Below are 15069 nucleotides of genomic sequence, written 5' to 3'. Positions count from 1 at the left end.
GGCGTCCGCCGGGCCGGGTGCCGCGGGGCCCTGCCGGGGCACCCGTGGCGGCGCACCGGTGGCCGCGGTCGGCGGTCGGCGGCCGGGCTTGCGGCGCAGCACCCGCCGGGGGCGGGCCGCCTGCTTGATCCGTTCCTCGCCGGCGTGCGCGAGGATGTCCCGCTGGAAGAGGGCGGCCTGCATCTTCGCGGCGATCTGCCGCTGCTCGGCGGCGATCGCCGCGTCGCGCGCCTTCAGCTCGGCGATCGAGCGTTCGACCTCGGCCAGGTGCTCCCGCCAGCGTGGCTGGTCGGCCGCGCAGTGCGGGCAGCGCGCGGCCGGTGTGAACTGCCGCCCGCACGAGGGGCACTGAAAGTTCTCCACGACACCCTCCACCCGGCCGCCGGCGCACTGTGGATCCCCACTGTCGCAGCATGCCCTGACGCGGCGCGGATTTCGACACCCGGCACTGCGATTCGGGACAACAAAAAGCGCCGCCCCGGAGGCGGTGCCTCCCGGGCGGCGCTCAGGAGGAGGTCAGGGCCGGCCCATGCCCCGGTAGTCCCAGCCGGCGTGGATCCACAGTGCCGAGTCGAGGCAGTTGCGCCCGTCGACCACCCGGCGTCCGGCGACCAACTCGCCGAGGGCGACCGGGTCGGCGTTGCGGAAGTCGGCCCACTCGGTGAGTACGCAGATCAGGTCGGCCCCGGTGACAGCGTCGTTCATGCTGGCCTCGTAGGTCAGCTCGGGGGCCACCCGGCGGGCGTTCTCGGTGCCCTGCGGGTCGTACACGTGCACGTCGGCCCCGGCCTTCTGCAGCAGCGCGGCGACGGCGAGCGCCGGGGCGTCCCGTACGTCGTCGGTGTTGGGTTTGAAGGTGGCGCCGAGTACGGCGATCCGGGTACCGGCGAAGTCCGGGCCGGCCGGGCCGGAACGGCGGCCGAGCAGCTCGGCCGCGAGCTGGAGCACCCGGGTGCGGCGGCGCAGGTTGATCAGGTCCACCTCGTGCAGGAAACGCAGCGCCTCGCCCGCGCCCAGCTCCTGCGCCCGGGCCTGGAAGGCGCGGATGTCCTTGGGCAGGCAGGCGCCGCCGAAGCCGAGGCCGGCCTGGAGGAACCGGTTGCCGATGCGCGGGTCGTACCCGATGGCCCGGGCCAGTTGGGTGACGTCGCCACCGGCGGCCTCGCAGACCTCGGCCATCGCGTTGATGAAGGAGATCTTGGTGGCCAGGAAGGCGTTCGCGGCGACCTTGACCAGCTCGGCGGTGGCGAAGTCGGTGACCACCAGAGGGACCTCCCGGTCCTCGGTGGCGGCCAGGTCGAACACGCCCTTGTGGGCCGCGTAGAGCATGGCGTTGGCCCAGTCGCTCTTGACACCGACCACGATCCGGTTGGGGCGCAGCACGTCGTCGACGGCGAAGCCCTCCTGGAGGAACTCGGGGCTCCAGGCCACCTCGACGCCGAGGTCGGCCGGGGCGTGCTTGCCGACGAGCTGCTCCACCCACTCGGCGGTGCCGACCGGGACGGTGGACTTGCCGACGATCAGCGCCTTGCGGGTCAGGTGCTGGGCCAGGCTGACCACCGACGCCTCGACGTACGACAGGTCGGCACCCATGCCGTCGGCGCGCTGCGGGGTGCCCACGCAGATGAAGTGCACGTCACCGAAGTGGGCGGTCTCGGCGATGTCGGTGCTGAACCGCAGCCGGCCGGCGGCCAGATTCCGCTTGAGCAGCTCGTCCAGGCCCGGCTCGTGGATCGGCACCTCGCCGGCGTTCAGCTTGGCGATCTTGTCGACGTCGACGTCGAAGCCGAGGACCTCGTAGCCCAGCTCGGCGTAGCAGATCGCGTACGTCGCGCCGAGGTACCCGGTGCCGAGGAAGGTGACCCGGGGCCGCGGCGCACCCGAGGGCGGCGTCACCGGCGCGATGGCGGGCACCGGCTGGATGTTCGGGTACGGGATCGTCACGCCTGTCTTCTCCGCTCGCACTGGCGGCGCTTCATTGCGTCGCAATCGGCTGGGGCGCCAAGGCCGGGCACCGAGGAAAACCTTCGTCGTCTGGTGTGAGGGTAGTTGTGCCGGGCCGACGACCGTCGTACGCGAGCCTACCCGCCGGTAGGGTCGGGCCGGACCCCATGGCTATCCTTCAGTCTGCGGCAGTCGGCAGCCTTCGTCACGCCACAGACTGCGCATGATAGCCGTGGAAGGGGTGGGCCGACATGGCCGCAGAGGAGTCGTTCGACGTCTACCGGTTGCCCGAGGAGCACGAGGCGATCCGCGCCGCGGTCCGGGAGATCTGTGCCGCGAAGGTGGCTCCCCACGCCGCCGAGGCCGACGAGACCGGCGAGTTCCCGAAGGCATCGTACGACGCGCTGCGCGCCGCGGACTTCCACGCCCCGCACATCCCGGTCGAGTACGGCGGTGCCGGCGCGGACGCCCTCGCCACGGCGATCGTGATCGAGGAGGTGGCGCGGGCCTGCGCCTCGTCCTCGCTGATCCCGGCGGTCAACAAGCTCGGCACGATGCCGCTGGTCCTGGCCGGCTCCGACGAGCTGAAGCGGACGTACCTGACCCGGGTCGCCGCCGGCGAGGCGATGTTCTCGTACTGCCTGTCCGAACCGGAGGCGGGCAGCGACGCGGCCTCGATGACCACCCGAGCCGTTCGGGACGGCGACCACTGGGTGCTCAACGGGGTGAAGCGGTGGATCACCAACGCGGGAGTCTCGGAGTTCTACACCGTCTTCGCTGTGACCGATCCCACAGCCCGGTCGAAGGGCATCTCCGCCTTCGTTGTCGAGAAGTCCGACCCGGGGGTCAGCTTCGGCGCCCCGGAGAAGAAGCTCGGCATCAAGGGCTCCCCGACCCGGGAGGTCTACCTCGACAACGTACGCGTCCCGGCCGACCGGATGATCGGCGCCGAGGGCACCGGCTTCGCCACCGCGATGAAGACCCTGGACCACACCCGGGTCACCATCGCCGCCCAGGCCGTCGGCATCGCACAGGGCGCGCTCGACTACGCCAAGGGGTACGTCCAGGAACGCAAGCAGTTCGGCAGGGCGGTCGCGGAGTTCCAGGGCATCCAGTTCATGCTCGCCGACATGGGCATGAAGCTGGAGGCGGCCCGGCAGCTCACCTACGCCGCCGCCGGGAAGTCCGAGCGTGGCGACGCCGACCTGACCTACTTCGGCGCGGCCGCCAAGTGCTTCGCCTCGGACGCCGCCATGGAGATCACCACCGACGCGGTGCAGTTGCTCGGCGGCTACGGCTACACCCGGGACTACCCGGTCGAGCGGATGATGCGGGACGCCAAGATCACCCAGATCTACGAGGGCACCAATCAGGTGCAGCGCATCGTGATGGCCCGCCAACTGCTCAAGGGCTGAGGCGGACGTACCCGTCAACGGGCGGGCCGGGTGACCCGGCCCGCCCGTGACGTCACCGGTTGTCCGGGTCCCCCGGCCTGGCCCCGTACCGCGGCGGCGGGGAGGTCCACGGCGACTCGACGCCGGTGCGCCGGGGCAGCGGCTCGGTGGGGGTGTCCGGGCTCGGGTAGCCGAGCGTGGGCGGCGCGGTGTCCGGTTCGCTCCCGCCGCCCGACGGCGGCCAGTCGCCCAGGGTGAAGGTGTTCTCCGGGGGCGTCTCGTCGGCCGGGGCCGCCGGTGCCTCGGGGGTCGCCCGCGCCGGCCAGCGTCGCCACCGCTGGATGCTGAACGTCGCCAGCAGCAGCGCCAGCCCGATCAGGAACAGGGTGCCGTTGCGTACCGGCAGACTCAGCGGTAGCGGGTCACCGAGGACCCGCCAGCCGGCGGGGATCCGGTCGAGCACGGCGAACGGCGCGATGAACATCCCGACGTACGGGGTGACCAGCAGCAGCCCGGCGACCAGCGGGCCGAGCGGGGAGACACGCAGCGTGCCGAGCAGACCGAGCAGGACGCCGGCCACGCCGAGATAGACGGCCGGCTCGATCAGGTTGGGCGTGCTGTACGTGCCGATCTCCACCCAGCGGTCCACGGTCCGACCCGACCCGTCCTGCCCGAGGGTGACCAGCACCCAGGTGATGGGCGCCACCACCAAACCGGCGAGGAAGCTCCAGAGATGTCGCATTGGCGCACCGTACCGTCTCTGGCATGACCGAGCACCCCTCCGCCCCGCAGGGCAAACCCACCTCGTACTCTCGCGTCACGCTCAGTCGCATCATGACTGCCGTCGATGTCAACCTGTACGGCACCGTGCACGGCGGGGTGTTGATGAAGTTCGTCGACGACGTGGCGGGCGCGGCCGCCGCCCGGCACAGCGGCGGCACGGCGGTCACCGCCTCGATCGACGAGATCGTCTTCTCCGAGCCGGTCCGGGTCGGCGACCTCGTGCACGCGCACGCCCAGGTGAACTGGACCGGGCAGACCTCGATGGAGGTGGGGGTGAAGGTCGTCTCCGAGCGGTGGGACTCGGCCGAGGACGAGCCGGTGCGGGTGGTCACCGCGTACCTGGTCTTCGTCGCCGTCGACCTGGGCGGTGCGCCGCGGCCGGTCCCGCCGGTGCTGCCGCAGAGCGCGGACGACGAGCGCCGGTTCCGGGAGGCGGAGATCCGCCGGGCGCACCGGCTGGCCAAACGCCGGGCCATCCAGGCACACCGGGCGGGCTGAGCTGCCGCCCGGGCCGGTCGAGTCACCACCCCGGGCCGGCTGGGCCATCCGCCTTGCCCGTCGCTGCGGGTACCGCCCTGGCCGGGCGGGGACGATGGCCGGGTAGGGCAAGATGGCGCCACGGCCCACGAACATCGCCGTCCGGGGCCGCAGGAAGGGTGGAGCAGTGGGTGACGTGCTGTGGACGCCGCCGGCGGACGTGCGCGAGCGGTCCCGGATCGGGAACTACCTGCGCTGGCTGCGCGAGCACCGAGGGCTGGACTTCGCCGACTACGACGAACTGTGGCGCTGGTCGGTCACCGACCTCGACGCCTTCTGGCGCTCGGTCTGGGACCACTTCGAGGTCGTCGCGCACACCCCGCCGACGGCGACCCTGACCGCGCTCGGGATGCCCGGCACCCGCTGGTTCCCCGGCGCGACACTCAACTACGCCGAGAACGTGCTGCGGATGCCGGGCCTGGCCGACGACGACCCGGTGGTGATCGCGCACGGCCAGACCCGCCCGCCGGTCACGCTGACCGCGGCCGAGCTGCGTGAGCGGGTCCGCCGGGTGGCGGCCGGGTTGCGCCGGCTCGGTGTGGTCGCCGGGGACCGGGTCGCGGCGTACGCGCCGAACATCCCCGAGACGTACGTGCTGATGCTGGCCACGGCCAGCCTCGGCGCGGTCTTCTCGTCCTGCGCCCCGGAGTTCGGCACCCGCAGCGTCACCGACCGGTGGCGGCAGATCGAGCCGAAGGTCCTGGTCGCGGTCGACGGCTACCGGTACGGCGACAGGTCGGTGGACCGGCGCGGCGAGGTGGCCGCGATCCGGGCGGCGCTGCCGACGCTGGCGTACACCGTCGGCATCTCCTACCTCGACCCGGCCGGCCCGCCGCCGGAGGGCGCGATCGGCTGGGACGACCTGGCCGCCGCCACCGACGAGCCGGCGAGTTTCGCCCCGGTGCCGTTCGACCATCCGCTCTACGTGCTCTACTCCTCGGGCACCACCGGGCTGCCCAAGCCGATCGTGCACGGTCACGGGGGCATCCTGCTGGAGCACCTGAAGATGCTGGCCCTGCACCACGACCTGGGCCCGTCCGACCGGTTCTTCTGGTTCACCACCACCGGCTGGATGATGTGGAACTTCCTGGTCTCCGGCCCGGCGGTGGGGGCGGCGATCGTGCTGTTCGACGGCAACCCGGGCCATCCCGACCTGGCGGTGCTGTGGCGGCTGGCGGCGCGGACCGGCACCACGTACCTCGGCACCTCGGCGCCGTTCCTGCTGGCCTGCCGCAAGGCCGGGCTGGTGCCCCGGGAGGTCGCCGACCTCTCGGCGCTGCGCGGGGTCGGCTCGACCGGAGCGCCGCTGCCCGCCGAGGGTTTCCGCTGGGTGTACGAGAACGTCGGTGACGACCTCCAACTCCAGTCGCTGTCCGGTGGCACGGACGTGTGCACCGGTTTCGTCGGCGGGGTCCCGCTGCTGCCGGTGCACGCCGGGGAGATCACCTGCCGGGCGCTCGGTGCCCGGGTGGAGGCCCGCTCGGCCGACGGCACCCCGGTCGTCGGGGAACTGGGCGAGTTGGTGATCACCGCTCCGATGCCGAGCATGCCGGTCGGGTTCTGGAACGACCCGGACGGCCGCCGCTACCGCGAGGCGTACTTCGAGACCTACCCGGGTGTGTGGCGGCACGGCGACTGGATCACCATCAACGAGCGGGGTGGCTGCGTGATCACCGGCCGTTCCGACGCCACCCTCAACCGGGGCGGGGTCCGGCTCGGCACCGCCGAGTTCTACTCGGTGGTGGAAGGGCTGGACGAGGTCGTCGACTCGGTGGTGGTGCACCTGGAGGACGACGAGGGCGGTGCGGGGGAGTTGCTGCTCTTCGTGGTCCTCGCCGACGGGCTGGCGCTCGACGACGGGCTGCGCGCGAGGATCTGCCGGGAGCTGCGGACCGCGCTGTCGCCCCGGCACGTCCCCGACGAGATCCACCAGGTCCGTGCCGTCCCGCGAACCCTCTCGGCGAAGAAGCTGGAGGTCCCGGTCAAGAAGATCCTCACCGGCGTCCCGGTCCATCGGGCCGCCGCCACCGGTGCCCTGGCCAACCCCGAGTCCCTGGCCGCCTTCGCCGCCTTCGCCCAGCGCCGCGCCTGAATCACCCCGGGCGCCGCGAATCACGCGCGGGACGCGGCACGCGCTTTGCTCGCGGCAGGTTGGGTTGTCCGGCGGCCAGGACACCGCGACCTGCCTGCACGCTGAGTTGATCATGGCAGGGTCGGTTCGCGGCCGGACCCGGCCGGCGGACGTCAGTGCAGCGTACGGGTGACCCGCTCGGCCGCAGCGCGGGACGCCAGCCGGGCCGGGTCCAGGTTGCCGCAGGGCACCACGCTCGCGCCGGCGGTCAGCGGGGTGAGCAGCCAGTCGACCGGGTCGGGGTGCCGGTCGACGTCGACCAGCAGCCGGTCGTCGGGGCCCAGCCCCAGCTCCGTCGCCCGGGCCGCCGCGCGGGCCAGCAACTCCGCGTCGCCCGGGCCACCCCGGGGGTGCGGCGTGAAGTGGTCGCCGTGCCCGCGTACCTCGCTGACGAAGTCGACGAAACCGGCCGGCACCTGGCGCATCGGCAGGGCGAACGGGTCGAGCGCGAGGGCGTAGGAATCCCCGGCCGACCAGGCGTCCGCCTCGGCGGCCCGGCCGGCGGCGGCGAAGAGGACGTCCACCTCGCCCGGCCTGTCGGTCACCGTCAGCCTCGCCGACCAGCAGCCCAGCAGCACCACGGCGGTCTGCCAGTGCGGCGGCAGCAGGATCCCGGCGGTGTCGCCGGGCTGGCGGGCCAGGTCGTCGACGAGCAGGTTGGCCGTCTTGGCCACCCAGTTCGCCAGCGTCGCGCCGGAAAGTTCGGTGCGTTCCCCGGTGGCGTCGTCGTACCAGGTCAGCAGGGGTCGGGTGGGGTCGGTCGCGATCGCGTCGGCGAAGACCCGGGCAATGTTGTCGGCCATCGGCGCGAACGATACGCGTCCCAGGCGCGTACTCGATGACGACGACAAGTCGGCGTACGGTCGGGTCGCAGTCAGCGTGCCGGCCGGGCATCGGCGTAGGCTTGCCCCGAGTGTTGTTCCCCACAGACCCGCCAGTTCAAGGAGTCGCCCCGTGACCGCCGGTCGCCCGCCCCGCGTGCTCATCGACGCCACGAGTGTCCCCGCCGACCGTGGCGGCGTCGGTAGATACGTCGACGGCCTGCTCGGCGCGCTCGGCAGAGTCTGCGGTTCGGCGGTCGACCTGGTGGTCGTCAGCCTCCGTACCGATCTCGAGCGCTACACCCGGATGCTGCCGGGGGCGGAGGTGGTGCCCGCCCCGGCGGCCGTCGCGCACCGCCCCGCCCGGCTCGCCTGGGAGCAGACCGGTCTGCCGCTGCTCGCCCAGCAGGTCGGCGCGGAGGTGCTGCACTCACCGTTCTACACCTGCCCGCTGCGGGCCGGCTGTCCGGTCACCGTCACCGTGCACGACGCGACCTTCTTCACCGAGCCCGAGCACTACGACAAGTCCCGCAGGACGTTCTTCCGCAGCGCCATCAAGACCTCGCTGCGCCGCGCGGACCGGGTCATCGTGCCGAGCAAAGCCACCCGCGACGAGCTGATCCGGCTGCTCGACGCCGATCCGACCAGGATCGACGTCGCCTACCACGGGGTCGACCAGGCGGCCTTCCACGCCCCGGGCGAGGAGGAGAAGGCCCGGGTACGCGCCCGGCTGGGGCTGGGTGGCAGCAGCTATGTCGCCTTCCTCGGCGCGAAGGAGCCGCGCAAGAACGTACCGAACCTGATCCGCGGCTGGGCCCGGGCGGTGGCCGACCGGGAGAACCCGCCGGCTCTGGTGGTCGCCGGCGGGCAGGGGCACGACGACGACATCGACCGCGCGGTGGCGGAGGTCCCGTCACACCTGCGGCTGCTGCGACCCGGTTACCTGCGCTACGCCGACCTGCCCGGCTTCCTGGGCGGGGCGCTGGTCGCGGCCTACCCCTCGTACGGGGAGGGTTTCGGGCTGCCGATCCTGGAGGCCATGGCCTGCGCCGCCCCGGTGCTCACCACGCCGCGCCTGTCCCTGCCGGAGGTCGGCGGGGACGCGGTCGCCTACACCAGCGAGGACCCGGACCAGATCGCCACCGACCTGGCCGCCCTCCTCGACGACGAGCCCCGCCGGCTCGCGCTGGCCAAGGCGGGCTTCGACCGGGCGAAGGAGTTCACCTGGGAGTCCAGTGCGGAGGTGCACATCGCGGCGTGGACCCGGGCCCGGAGCTGACCGGTCCCGACCCCGCCGCCGACCTGGCTCACCAGCCGGGCCGGTTCGGGCATGATGTGCTGATGCTCTACGCCGTCATCCCGGCGGGTGGCAGCGGCACGAGGTTGTGGCCGCTGTCCCGCGCGGGGCATCCCAAGTTCCTCCATCCGCTCACCGGCACCAGCGCGTCCCTGCTCCAGGCGACGGTGAACCGGCTGGGGCCACTGGCCACACCGGAGCGGATCCTGGTCGTCACCGGGGCCGCGCACGCGGCGGCGGTCGCCCGGCAGCTGACCGGGCTGCCCGAGGAGAACATCCTGGTGGAGCCCTCGCCCCGGGATTCCTGCGCGGCGATCGCGCTGGCCGCGGCGGTGATCGCGCAACGCGACCCGGCGGCGGTGATGGGCTCCTTCGCGGCCGACCACCTGATCCGTGACGCCGACGGCTGGGTGGAGACGGTCCGCGCGGCGGTGCGTGGCGCGGAACAGGGGCTGCTGATGACGGTGGGCATCACCCCGACCCGCGCCGAGACCGGCTACGGCTACCTGGAGACCGGTGAACCGGTCGGGGACGGTCCGCTGCGCCGGGTGGCCGAGTTCAAGGAGAAGCCGGCCGCTGCGGTCGCCGAGGCGTACCTGCGCTCCGGGCGGCACCTCTGGAACGCCAGCATGTTCGTCTGGCGGGTGGACGTCTTCCTCGCCGAACTCGCCCGGCAGCAGCCGGTGCTGCACGCCGGGGTCACCACCATCGCGGCTGCCTGGGGCACCCCCGAGCAGGACGAGATTCTCGGCACCGTGTGGCCCACGCTGCCGAAGATCTCGGTCGACTACGCGGTGATGGAGGGCGCGGCCACCGCCGGCCGGGTGGCGACGGTCCCCGGCGATTTCGGCTGGAACGACGTCGGCGACTTCCACACCCTCGGTGAGGTGCTTCCGGCCGACGCCGCCGGCAACGTCGTGCTCGGCACCGAAGCGAAGCCCGGGGTGCTGCTGCACGACGTCCACGACCTGGTGGTGGTGCCGCAGTCCGGCCGGCTGGTCGCCGCGCTCGGCGTACGGGACCTGATCCTGGTGGACACCCCGGACGTGGTGCTGGTCTGCCCCCGCCAGCGGGCCCAGGACGTCAAGGCGCTGGTCGACGTGCTCAAGGAGCGCGGCGAGGAGGGCCTGACCTGACCCAGGCTCCCCGCCGGCCGGCCCACCGCCGGCCGGCGGGATACCGCCCGGGCCGCCGGCGGGGATCGATTCGGACGGCCGCCGGCGGGTCAGCCGGTACGGCGGGCCAGGGCGGCCAGGGCCGGTGCCACCAGTCGGGCCGTCGCGCTGGCCAGCGGCTCGGGCAGCCGATCCGGCGGGAACCAGCCCAGCGCCTCGGACTCGTCGCTGACCCGCTCCACCGCGCCCGGCGGGGCGAACACCGCGAAGCGTACGTCGTGGTGCAGTGAACCGCCCTGGCAGGCGACCGGATGGACGTCCACGTCGATCGGCACCGGGTCGATCACCAGCCCGGCGATGCCCGACTCCTCGGTCGCCTCGCGCAGCGCGGCCCCGGCCAGCGTCCGGTCGTCGCTCTCGCAGTGCCCACCGAGCTGCACCCACCTACGGAACTTGCCGTGCAGGCAGAGCAGCACCCGGGACCCGGTGGAGTCGAGCACCAGCGCGCTGGCGGTGAGGTGGCCCGGCAGGTGACCGCGGTCGGTCGCCACCGGGCCGGCGGCCAGCAGCTCCAGGGTCCGGTCCCGTGCCTCACCCGCGGTCGGGCTGGTCGCCGGCCAGTCGGTGAGTACCGCGACCGCGTCGGCGTGCAATGCCCGCCGCCCGTCGGGCTCCGACCCGTGGCCGGTGTACGGGCCCGACCCGGGTCGGGGCGCGGATGGGACGGCGGACTCGGTGGTGGGGGAGGCGTCGGGCATCCCGACACTCTACGAGCACCCGTTCCGTACCCTGGCCCGGTGACCCTGCGACTCGTCGAGTTCGTCGTGGCCGGCAACGAGGCCAGCGACCTGCTGCCGGTCCGCTCACCGGCACTGCTGCGCGCGCACCGGGCCCGGCGCGGCTTCTGGACGGTACTGGACGAGGGGCCGGTCGAGCGCTGCCTGGCGTTGCTGCTGGAACGCGGTGACGGTGAGTGGGCCGCCCACCACGTGCCGGCCGACGCGGGGTCGGAGAACGGTCGCACCGAGGACGGCGAGGCGCTGGCCCACCACGACGGCTGGGTGTACGTCTTCGGTTCGCACTTCGGATCCAAGGGCGGCCCGCTGCGCCCTCGCCGCGCCTTCGTGGCCCGGTTCCGGGAGGACGACGCGGCGGCCGGCACCCTGCCGGTCCAGGTGGTCCGCAACCGGTTCCGGTTGCACCGTGCGGTCAACGACGCGCTGGCGAAGGCGTCGTTCTCCCCGTTGCCGCCCGGCGACCGGGTGCGGAGCCGGTTCATCGTCGAGACGCTGGCCCGCGGCACCGCACGGGCGAAGAGCTGGGTGACCCGGTTGGCCGAGGACGACCTGCCGCTCAACGTGGAGGCCGCCGCCTTCGCCCCGGACGGTACGGCGCTGCTCGGGCTCCGGTTCCCGGTGACCGCCGACGGGGAACCGATCCTGGTGGAGTTGGCCGGGGTGCCGGAGATGTTCGCCGACGCCGCCTGGCCCCGCGCCGGCCGGGCGTACGCGCTGACCGGGGTGACCCCGCCCGGCGCGCTGGCCGGCTTCCGGGCCGTCACGCCCACCCCCGACGGCGGGTACGCGGCGGTGATCGGGTCGATCGACGCGCTCGGCAAGGGCTCCGTGCTGCTGGACGCCCACCCCACCGGCGGCGAGGTGACCTCCCGGCACGTCCGGTTCCGCTGGGATCCGGCCGCCGACGAGCACCGGATCCCGGGGGAGGTGGTGGCCGACCTGGCGCCCTTCCACCATGTGGAGGGGCTGGCCGAGTGCGACGGGGCCTGGTTCTACGTCACCGACGAGGACCACCGGGTGGCGCTCTGGGTGGGCTGACGGCCCGACCGGCGTTCGATCAGAGCGCCAGGCAGGCGCTGGCGGTGCTGCCCTTCGGCGGCGGCAGCAGCGCCGACGGCACGCCCTCGGCGGCCAGCGCGGTCCGCAGCCGCTGCACGTCGGCGCCGAAGCGCACCAGATCGGCCCGGTCGACCGGGGTGGGCACCATGCCGAGGACGAGCCCGTTGGCCCGCTCCGGCCACCCGGCGACCTTCCCGACCAGTCCGGCGCGTACCTCGTCGTCGGTGACGTGGGTGAAGACCGTGCCGGGCGCGACCACGTCGGCCACCGCGGCGATCGCCTGGGCCACCGCCGCCGGGTCGGCCGCCGTCTCCCCCGGACCGTCGGGCAGGGTGGCGGCCTCCCGCAGGCCGGCCGCCTTCGCCTCGGCGGTACCGAGGGAGAACAGGTCCATCGAGGCGTCCCGGACCAGGGCCGCCGCACCGGTGCCGTCGTCGTCCCGGGTGCCGCCCAGATAGCCCCGGACCACCGCGACCGGAACCTGGTCGCACTTGCCCTTGATCAGCTCGCCGGCACCGGCCAACTCGTCGGCCACGGCCATCTGGGTGAGTTGCAGCTCGTTGCCGTACGGGTCGATCTCGCCCCGATGGTCCCGGATCGCGGACATCCCGGCCACCCCGAGCGCGACATCAGTCAACCCGTTGCGCCACGGTCGGCCCATCGTGTCGGTGATGATCACCGCGACGTCCAGGTCGTAACGTTCCCGCAGCGCCGAGCGCAGCGCCCGGGCCGACGCGTCCGGATCCTCGGGCAGCAACACCAACCGGGTCTTGTCGACATTGGACGCGTCGATCCCGGCGGAGGCCATCACGAAGCCGTGGTGGGTCTGCACGATGCGGGTCGCTCCCCGGGTGGCCACCACCCGGGCGGTCTCGGCGGCCAGCACCTCGTCCCGGGCCGCGAGCCGCTGCGGGCCGTCCGCCGGCACATCGACCAGCCGACCCTCCGCCTTCGACACGATCTTGCTGGTGACGATCAGCACATCCCCGTCGCGCAGCCACGGCGCGGCAGTGGCGATCAACACCGCCAGATCGTCGCCCTCGGTCACGTCGCCGATGCCCGGCACCGGCAGGATCTCCAGTCTCACCGCAGCTCCAACGCGGCCCGCACCATGTCCGCCGTCGCCGCCTCGTCGGTCATCCGCAGCGGCGCGGACCGGACCGTCACCCCGGGCACCTGCGTGCCCTCGTCCTCCGGCGCGACCAGCCAGCCGTCGAGCAGGCCACCGTCGCGCCGCGCGCCGTACATCCGGCCGACGCCGGCCGCGCTGCACTCCACGCCCAGCACCGACAGGCAACGGTCGGCCATCCCGCGCACCGGCGCGCCGCCGATGATCGGCGAGACGCCGACGACCGGCGCGGGCCCGTCGACCACCGCCTCCCGCAGGCCCGGCACGGCCAGCACCGGAGCGACGCTGACCACCGGGTTGCTCGGCGCGACCAGCACCACGTCCGCCCCGGCGACGGCCTCCCGTACCCCGGGGGCCGGCTTGGCGTTCTCCGCGCCGACGAAGACGAACCGGTGGGTGGGGATGTCGGCCCGGTGACGGATCCACCACTCCTGGAAGTGGATCGCCCGCTGACCGCCGTCGAGGTCGACCACCACGTGGGTCTCCAGGCGGTCGTCGGTGGCCGGCAGCAGGCGTACGCCGGGCTGCCAGCGGGCCGCCAGCGCCTCGGTCACCTGCGACAGCGGGTACCCGGCGTGGAGCATGGTGGTCCGGACCAGGTGGGTGGCGACATCCTTGTCCCCGAGCCCGAACCAGGTCGGCTCGGCCCCGTACGCGGCCAGTTCCGCCTTGACCGTCCAGGTTTCGTCGGCCCGTCCCCAGCCCCGCTCCGGGTCGGCCCCGCCGCCCAGGGTGTACATGACACTGTCCAGGTCGGGGCAGACCTTCAGGCCGTGCAGGAGCAGGTCGTCTCCGACGTTCACCACGGCGGTCACCTCGGCGCCCACCTGTTGGGCGAACGCCCGGACGCCGAGCAGGAACCGGGCGCCGCCGATCCCGCCGGTCAGTACCACGATGCGCATGACGTCCATCCTCGCGTACCCGACACGTCCCCCTCGCCGCTGGGCAGGGAGACTAGGCTCACCTCGGCAACCGCCCGTCTGGACCGAGGGAGATCCCGTGACCAGCCCCGCCGAGCCGGCGCCGCACGACGCCGAGCAGGCCCGTCAACTCACCCGGCCGTTGCGCGAACTGGCGGCGCTGGTGCTGCTCGCCGCGAACGCCGTGCTGCTCTTCGTCGCCTTCATCGACCTGCTCACGCCGGTCTACGGGTACAACAGCTTCGCCGACCGGATGGGGAACAGCTTCTTCACCTTCGTCGGTCTGCAGGCGATCGTCCTGCCACTGCTGGCGGTGCTGCTCGCCACCCACGTGTCGCCGGTCGTCGGCCGGGCGAAGCAGATCACCCAGGTCGCCCTGGTCGAGTACGCGGCCGGCGCGCTGCTCGGTGCGCTGGCCGTCCTGGTCTGGCTGGTCGGCCGGCTCGCCGAGGCGGAGGTACTGCGGGCACTGCTCGGCCTGTTGATCCGTACGGCCTGGTTCGCGATCTTCGCGATCGCCGCCTTCGTCGTGTACCGGATCTGGCGCACCCTCTACCACGTCCCGAAGCCTCAGCCTCAGCCCGGCCTGTACGGGCAGCCGCAGCCGGGCTGGCCGCAGCAGCCGGCCCCGGGTGCCTTCCCCACCGCCGGGTACCCGCCCCCGGGTCAGGCCGGCTATCCGACGGCCGGCGGCCCGTACGGTGCGCCGTCCGCGCCGCAGTTCGGGGCCGGGCCGCAGTCCGGGCCGGCGTTCGGCTCGCCGTCGGCGCCGAACGCGGGACCGGCATCCGGGGCGACGCCGCAGTCGGGGCCGGCGTTCGGGGCCGCGCCGCAGTCCGCGCCGCCGTTCTCCGGGCCGAACACCGCGCCACCGTTCGGGCAGCCGCCGTCGGTCGACCCGACCCAGGCCATTCCCCGGCAACCGGGTGAGGCGGGCGCGCCGCCGGCCCCGCCGGCCGACGACAGCGACCGGACCCAGATGCTCCGCCGGGACGAACCCGGGTCCTGACCGTCGCCGCCCACGTCGGCGGCACACGGGGCATCCCACGCCATTCGGGCCGGCCCGCCGCTGGTCGGTAACACTTTGCGGCATTCCGGGCCGTCTGGGTCTACCGGCAGCACCACTTGCCGCAAGCCGAGTG

General features: G+C 73.5%; 14 protein-coding genes. 7 read left to right on the top strand and 7 right to left on the bottom strand.

Annotation, left to right across the window (positions count from 1 at the left end):
• Both E1166_RS23885 and E1166_RS23880 read right to left on the bottom strand, forming a co-directional pair.
• Positions 1–363: hypothetical protein (locus E1166_RS23885; RefSeq protein ID WP_132342199.1), on the bottom strand; the 363-nt coding region annotated here is incomplete at its 3' end.
• 153 nt (positions 364–516) lie between these two features.
• On the bottom strand, positions 517–1944 hold the full coding sequence (locus E1166_RS23880) for a UDP-glucose/GDP-mannose dehydrogenase family protein (RefSeq protein ID WP_132268675.1): 1428 nt from the start codon (positions 1942–1944) through the stop codon (positions 517–519).
• 251 nt (positions 1945–2195) lie between these two features.
• On the opposite strand from E1166_RS23880, the gene E1166_RS23875 reads away from it, so the two are divergent.
• Entirely contained in the window at positions 2196–3359 is a 1164-nt protein-coding gene (locus tag E1166_RS23875; protein ID WP_132342198.1) for an acyl-CoA dehydrogenase family protein, read from the top strand.
• 52 nt (positions 3360–3411) lie between these two features.
• Here the strand turns inward: E1166_RS23875 and E1166_RS23870 are convergent, their stop codons facing one another.
• On the bottom strand, positions 3412–4080 hold the full coding sequence (locus tag E1166_RS23870) for a hypothetical protein (RefSeq protein ID WP_132342197.1): 669 nt from the start codon (positions 4078–4080) through the stop codon (positions 3412–3414).
• A 23-nt stretch (positions 4081–4103) separates the two neighbouring features.
• On the opposite strand from E1166_RS23870, the gene E1166_RS23865 reads away from it, so the two are divergent.
• Positions 4104–4619, top strand: coding sequence for an acyl-CoA thioesterase (locus tag E1166_RS23865; protein WP_132342196.1), 516 nt, complete (start codon positions 4104–4106; stop codon positions 4617–4619).
• Positions 4620–4785: 166 nt separating this feature from the next.
• Positions 4786–6750, top strand: coding sequence for an acetoacetate--CoA ligase (locus tag E1166_RS23860; RefSeq protein ID WP_132342195.1), 1965 nt, complete (start codon positions 4786–4788; stop codon positions 6748–6750).
• Positions 6751–6902: 152 nt separating this feature from the next.
• Here the strand turns inward: E1166_RS23860 and E1166_RS23855 are convergent, their stop codons facing one another.
• Positions 6903–7592, bottom strand: coding sequence for a TIGR03089 family protein (locus E1166_RS23855; protein ID WP_132342194.1), 690 nt, complete (start codon positions 7590–7592; stop codon positions 6903–6905).
• Between the two features lie 151 nt (positions 7593–7743).
• Between E1166_RS23855 and E1166_RS23850 the strand changes: the two genes are divergently transcribed.
• Together E1166_RS23850 and E1166_RS23845 are read left to right on the top strand one after the other, a co-directional pair.
• Complete coding sequence (locus E1166_RS23850) at positions 7744–8889, top strand: glycosyltransferase family 1 protein (RefSeq protein ID WP_132342193.1); 1146 nt, start codon at positions 7744–7746, stop codon at positions 8887–8889.
• Positions 8890–8951: 62 nt separating this feature from the next.
• On the top strand, positions 8952–10043 hold the full coding sequence (locus tag E1166_RS23845) for a sugar phosphate nucleotidyltransferase (protein ID WP_132342200.1): 1092 nt from the start codon (positions 8952–8954) through the stop codon (positions 10041–10043).
• An 89-nt stretch (positions 10044–10132) separates the two neighbouring features.
• Here E1166_RS23845 and E1166_RS23840 read toward each other — a convergent pair whose 3' ends face one another.
• Positions 10133–10780, bottom strand: a complete 648-nt coding sequence (locus E1166_RS23840; RefSeq protein ID WP_132342192.1) for an NUDIX domain-containing protein — start codon at positions 10778–10780, stop codon at positions 10133–10135.
• Positions 10781–10819: 39 nt separating this feature from the next.
• On the opposite strand from E1166_RS23840, the gene E1166_RS23835 reads away from it, so the two are divergent.
• Entirely contained in the window at positions 10820–11857 is a 1038-nt protein-coding gene (locus E1166_RS23835) for a hypothetical protein (protein WP_132342191.1), read from the top strand.
• 19 nt (positions 11858–11876) lie between these two features.
• On the opposite strand, the gene E1166_RS23830 is transcribed toward E1166_RS23835, so the two are convergent.
• Both E1166_RS23830 and cofD read right to left on the bottom strand, forming a co-directional pair.
• Positions 11877–12965: a coenzyme F420-0:L-glutamate ligase gene (locus tag E1166_RS23830; protein ID WP_132342189.1), complete on the bottom strand. Its 1089-nt coding sequence runs from the start codon at positions 12963–12965 to the stop codon at positions 11877–11879.
• Positions 12962–13909: a 2-phospho-L-lactate transferase gene (cofD, locus tag E1166_RS23825; protein ID WP_132342187.1), complete on the bottom strand. Its 948-nt coding sequence runs from the start codon at positions 13907–13909 to the stop codon at positions 12962–12964. Before cofD ends, E1166_RS23830 begins: the two co-directional genes overlap by 4 nt.
• A 97-nt stretch (positions 13910–14006) precedes the next feature.
• Here cofD and E1166_RS23820 point away from each other — a divergent pair, with 97 nt between their 5' ends.
• Positions 14007–14936: a hypothetical protein gene (locus E1166_RS23820; protein WP_132342185.1), complete on the top strand. Its 930-nt coding sequence runs from the start codon at positions 14007–14009 to the stop codon at positions 14934–14936.
• Positions 14937–15069 lie beyond the last annotated feature (133 nt).

The sequence above is a fragment of the Micromonospora sp. KC213 genome (assembly GCF_004348325.1).
In the GTDB taxonomy this organism is placed as follows: Bacteria; Actinomycetota; Actinomycetes; order Mycobacteriales; family Micromonosporaceae; genus Micromonospora.
The sequence above is the reverse complement of the archived record's forward strand: the minus strand, read 5'-3'. Positions and strand labels throughout refer to the sequence as shown.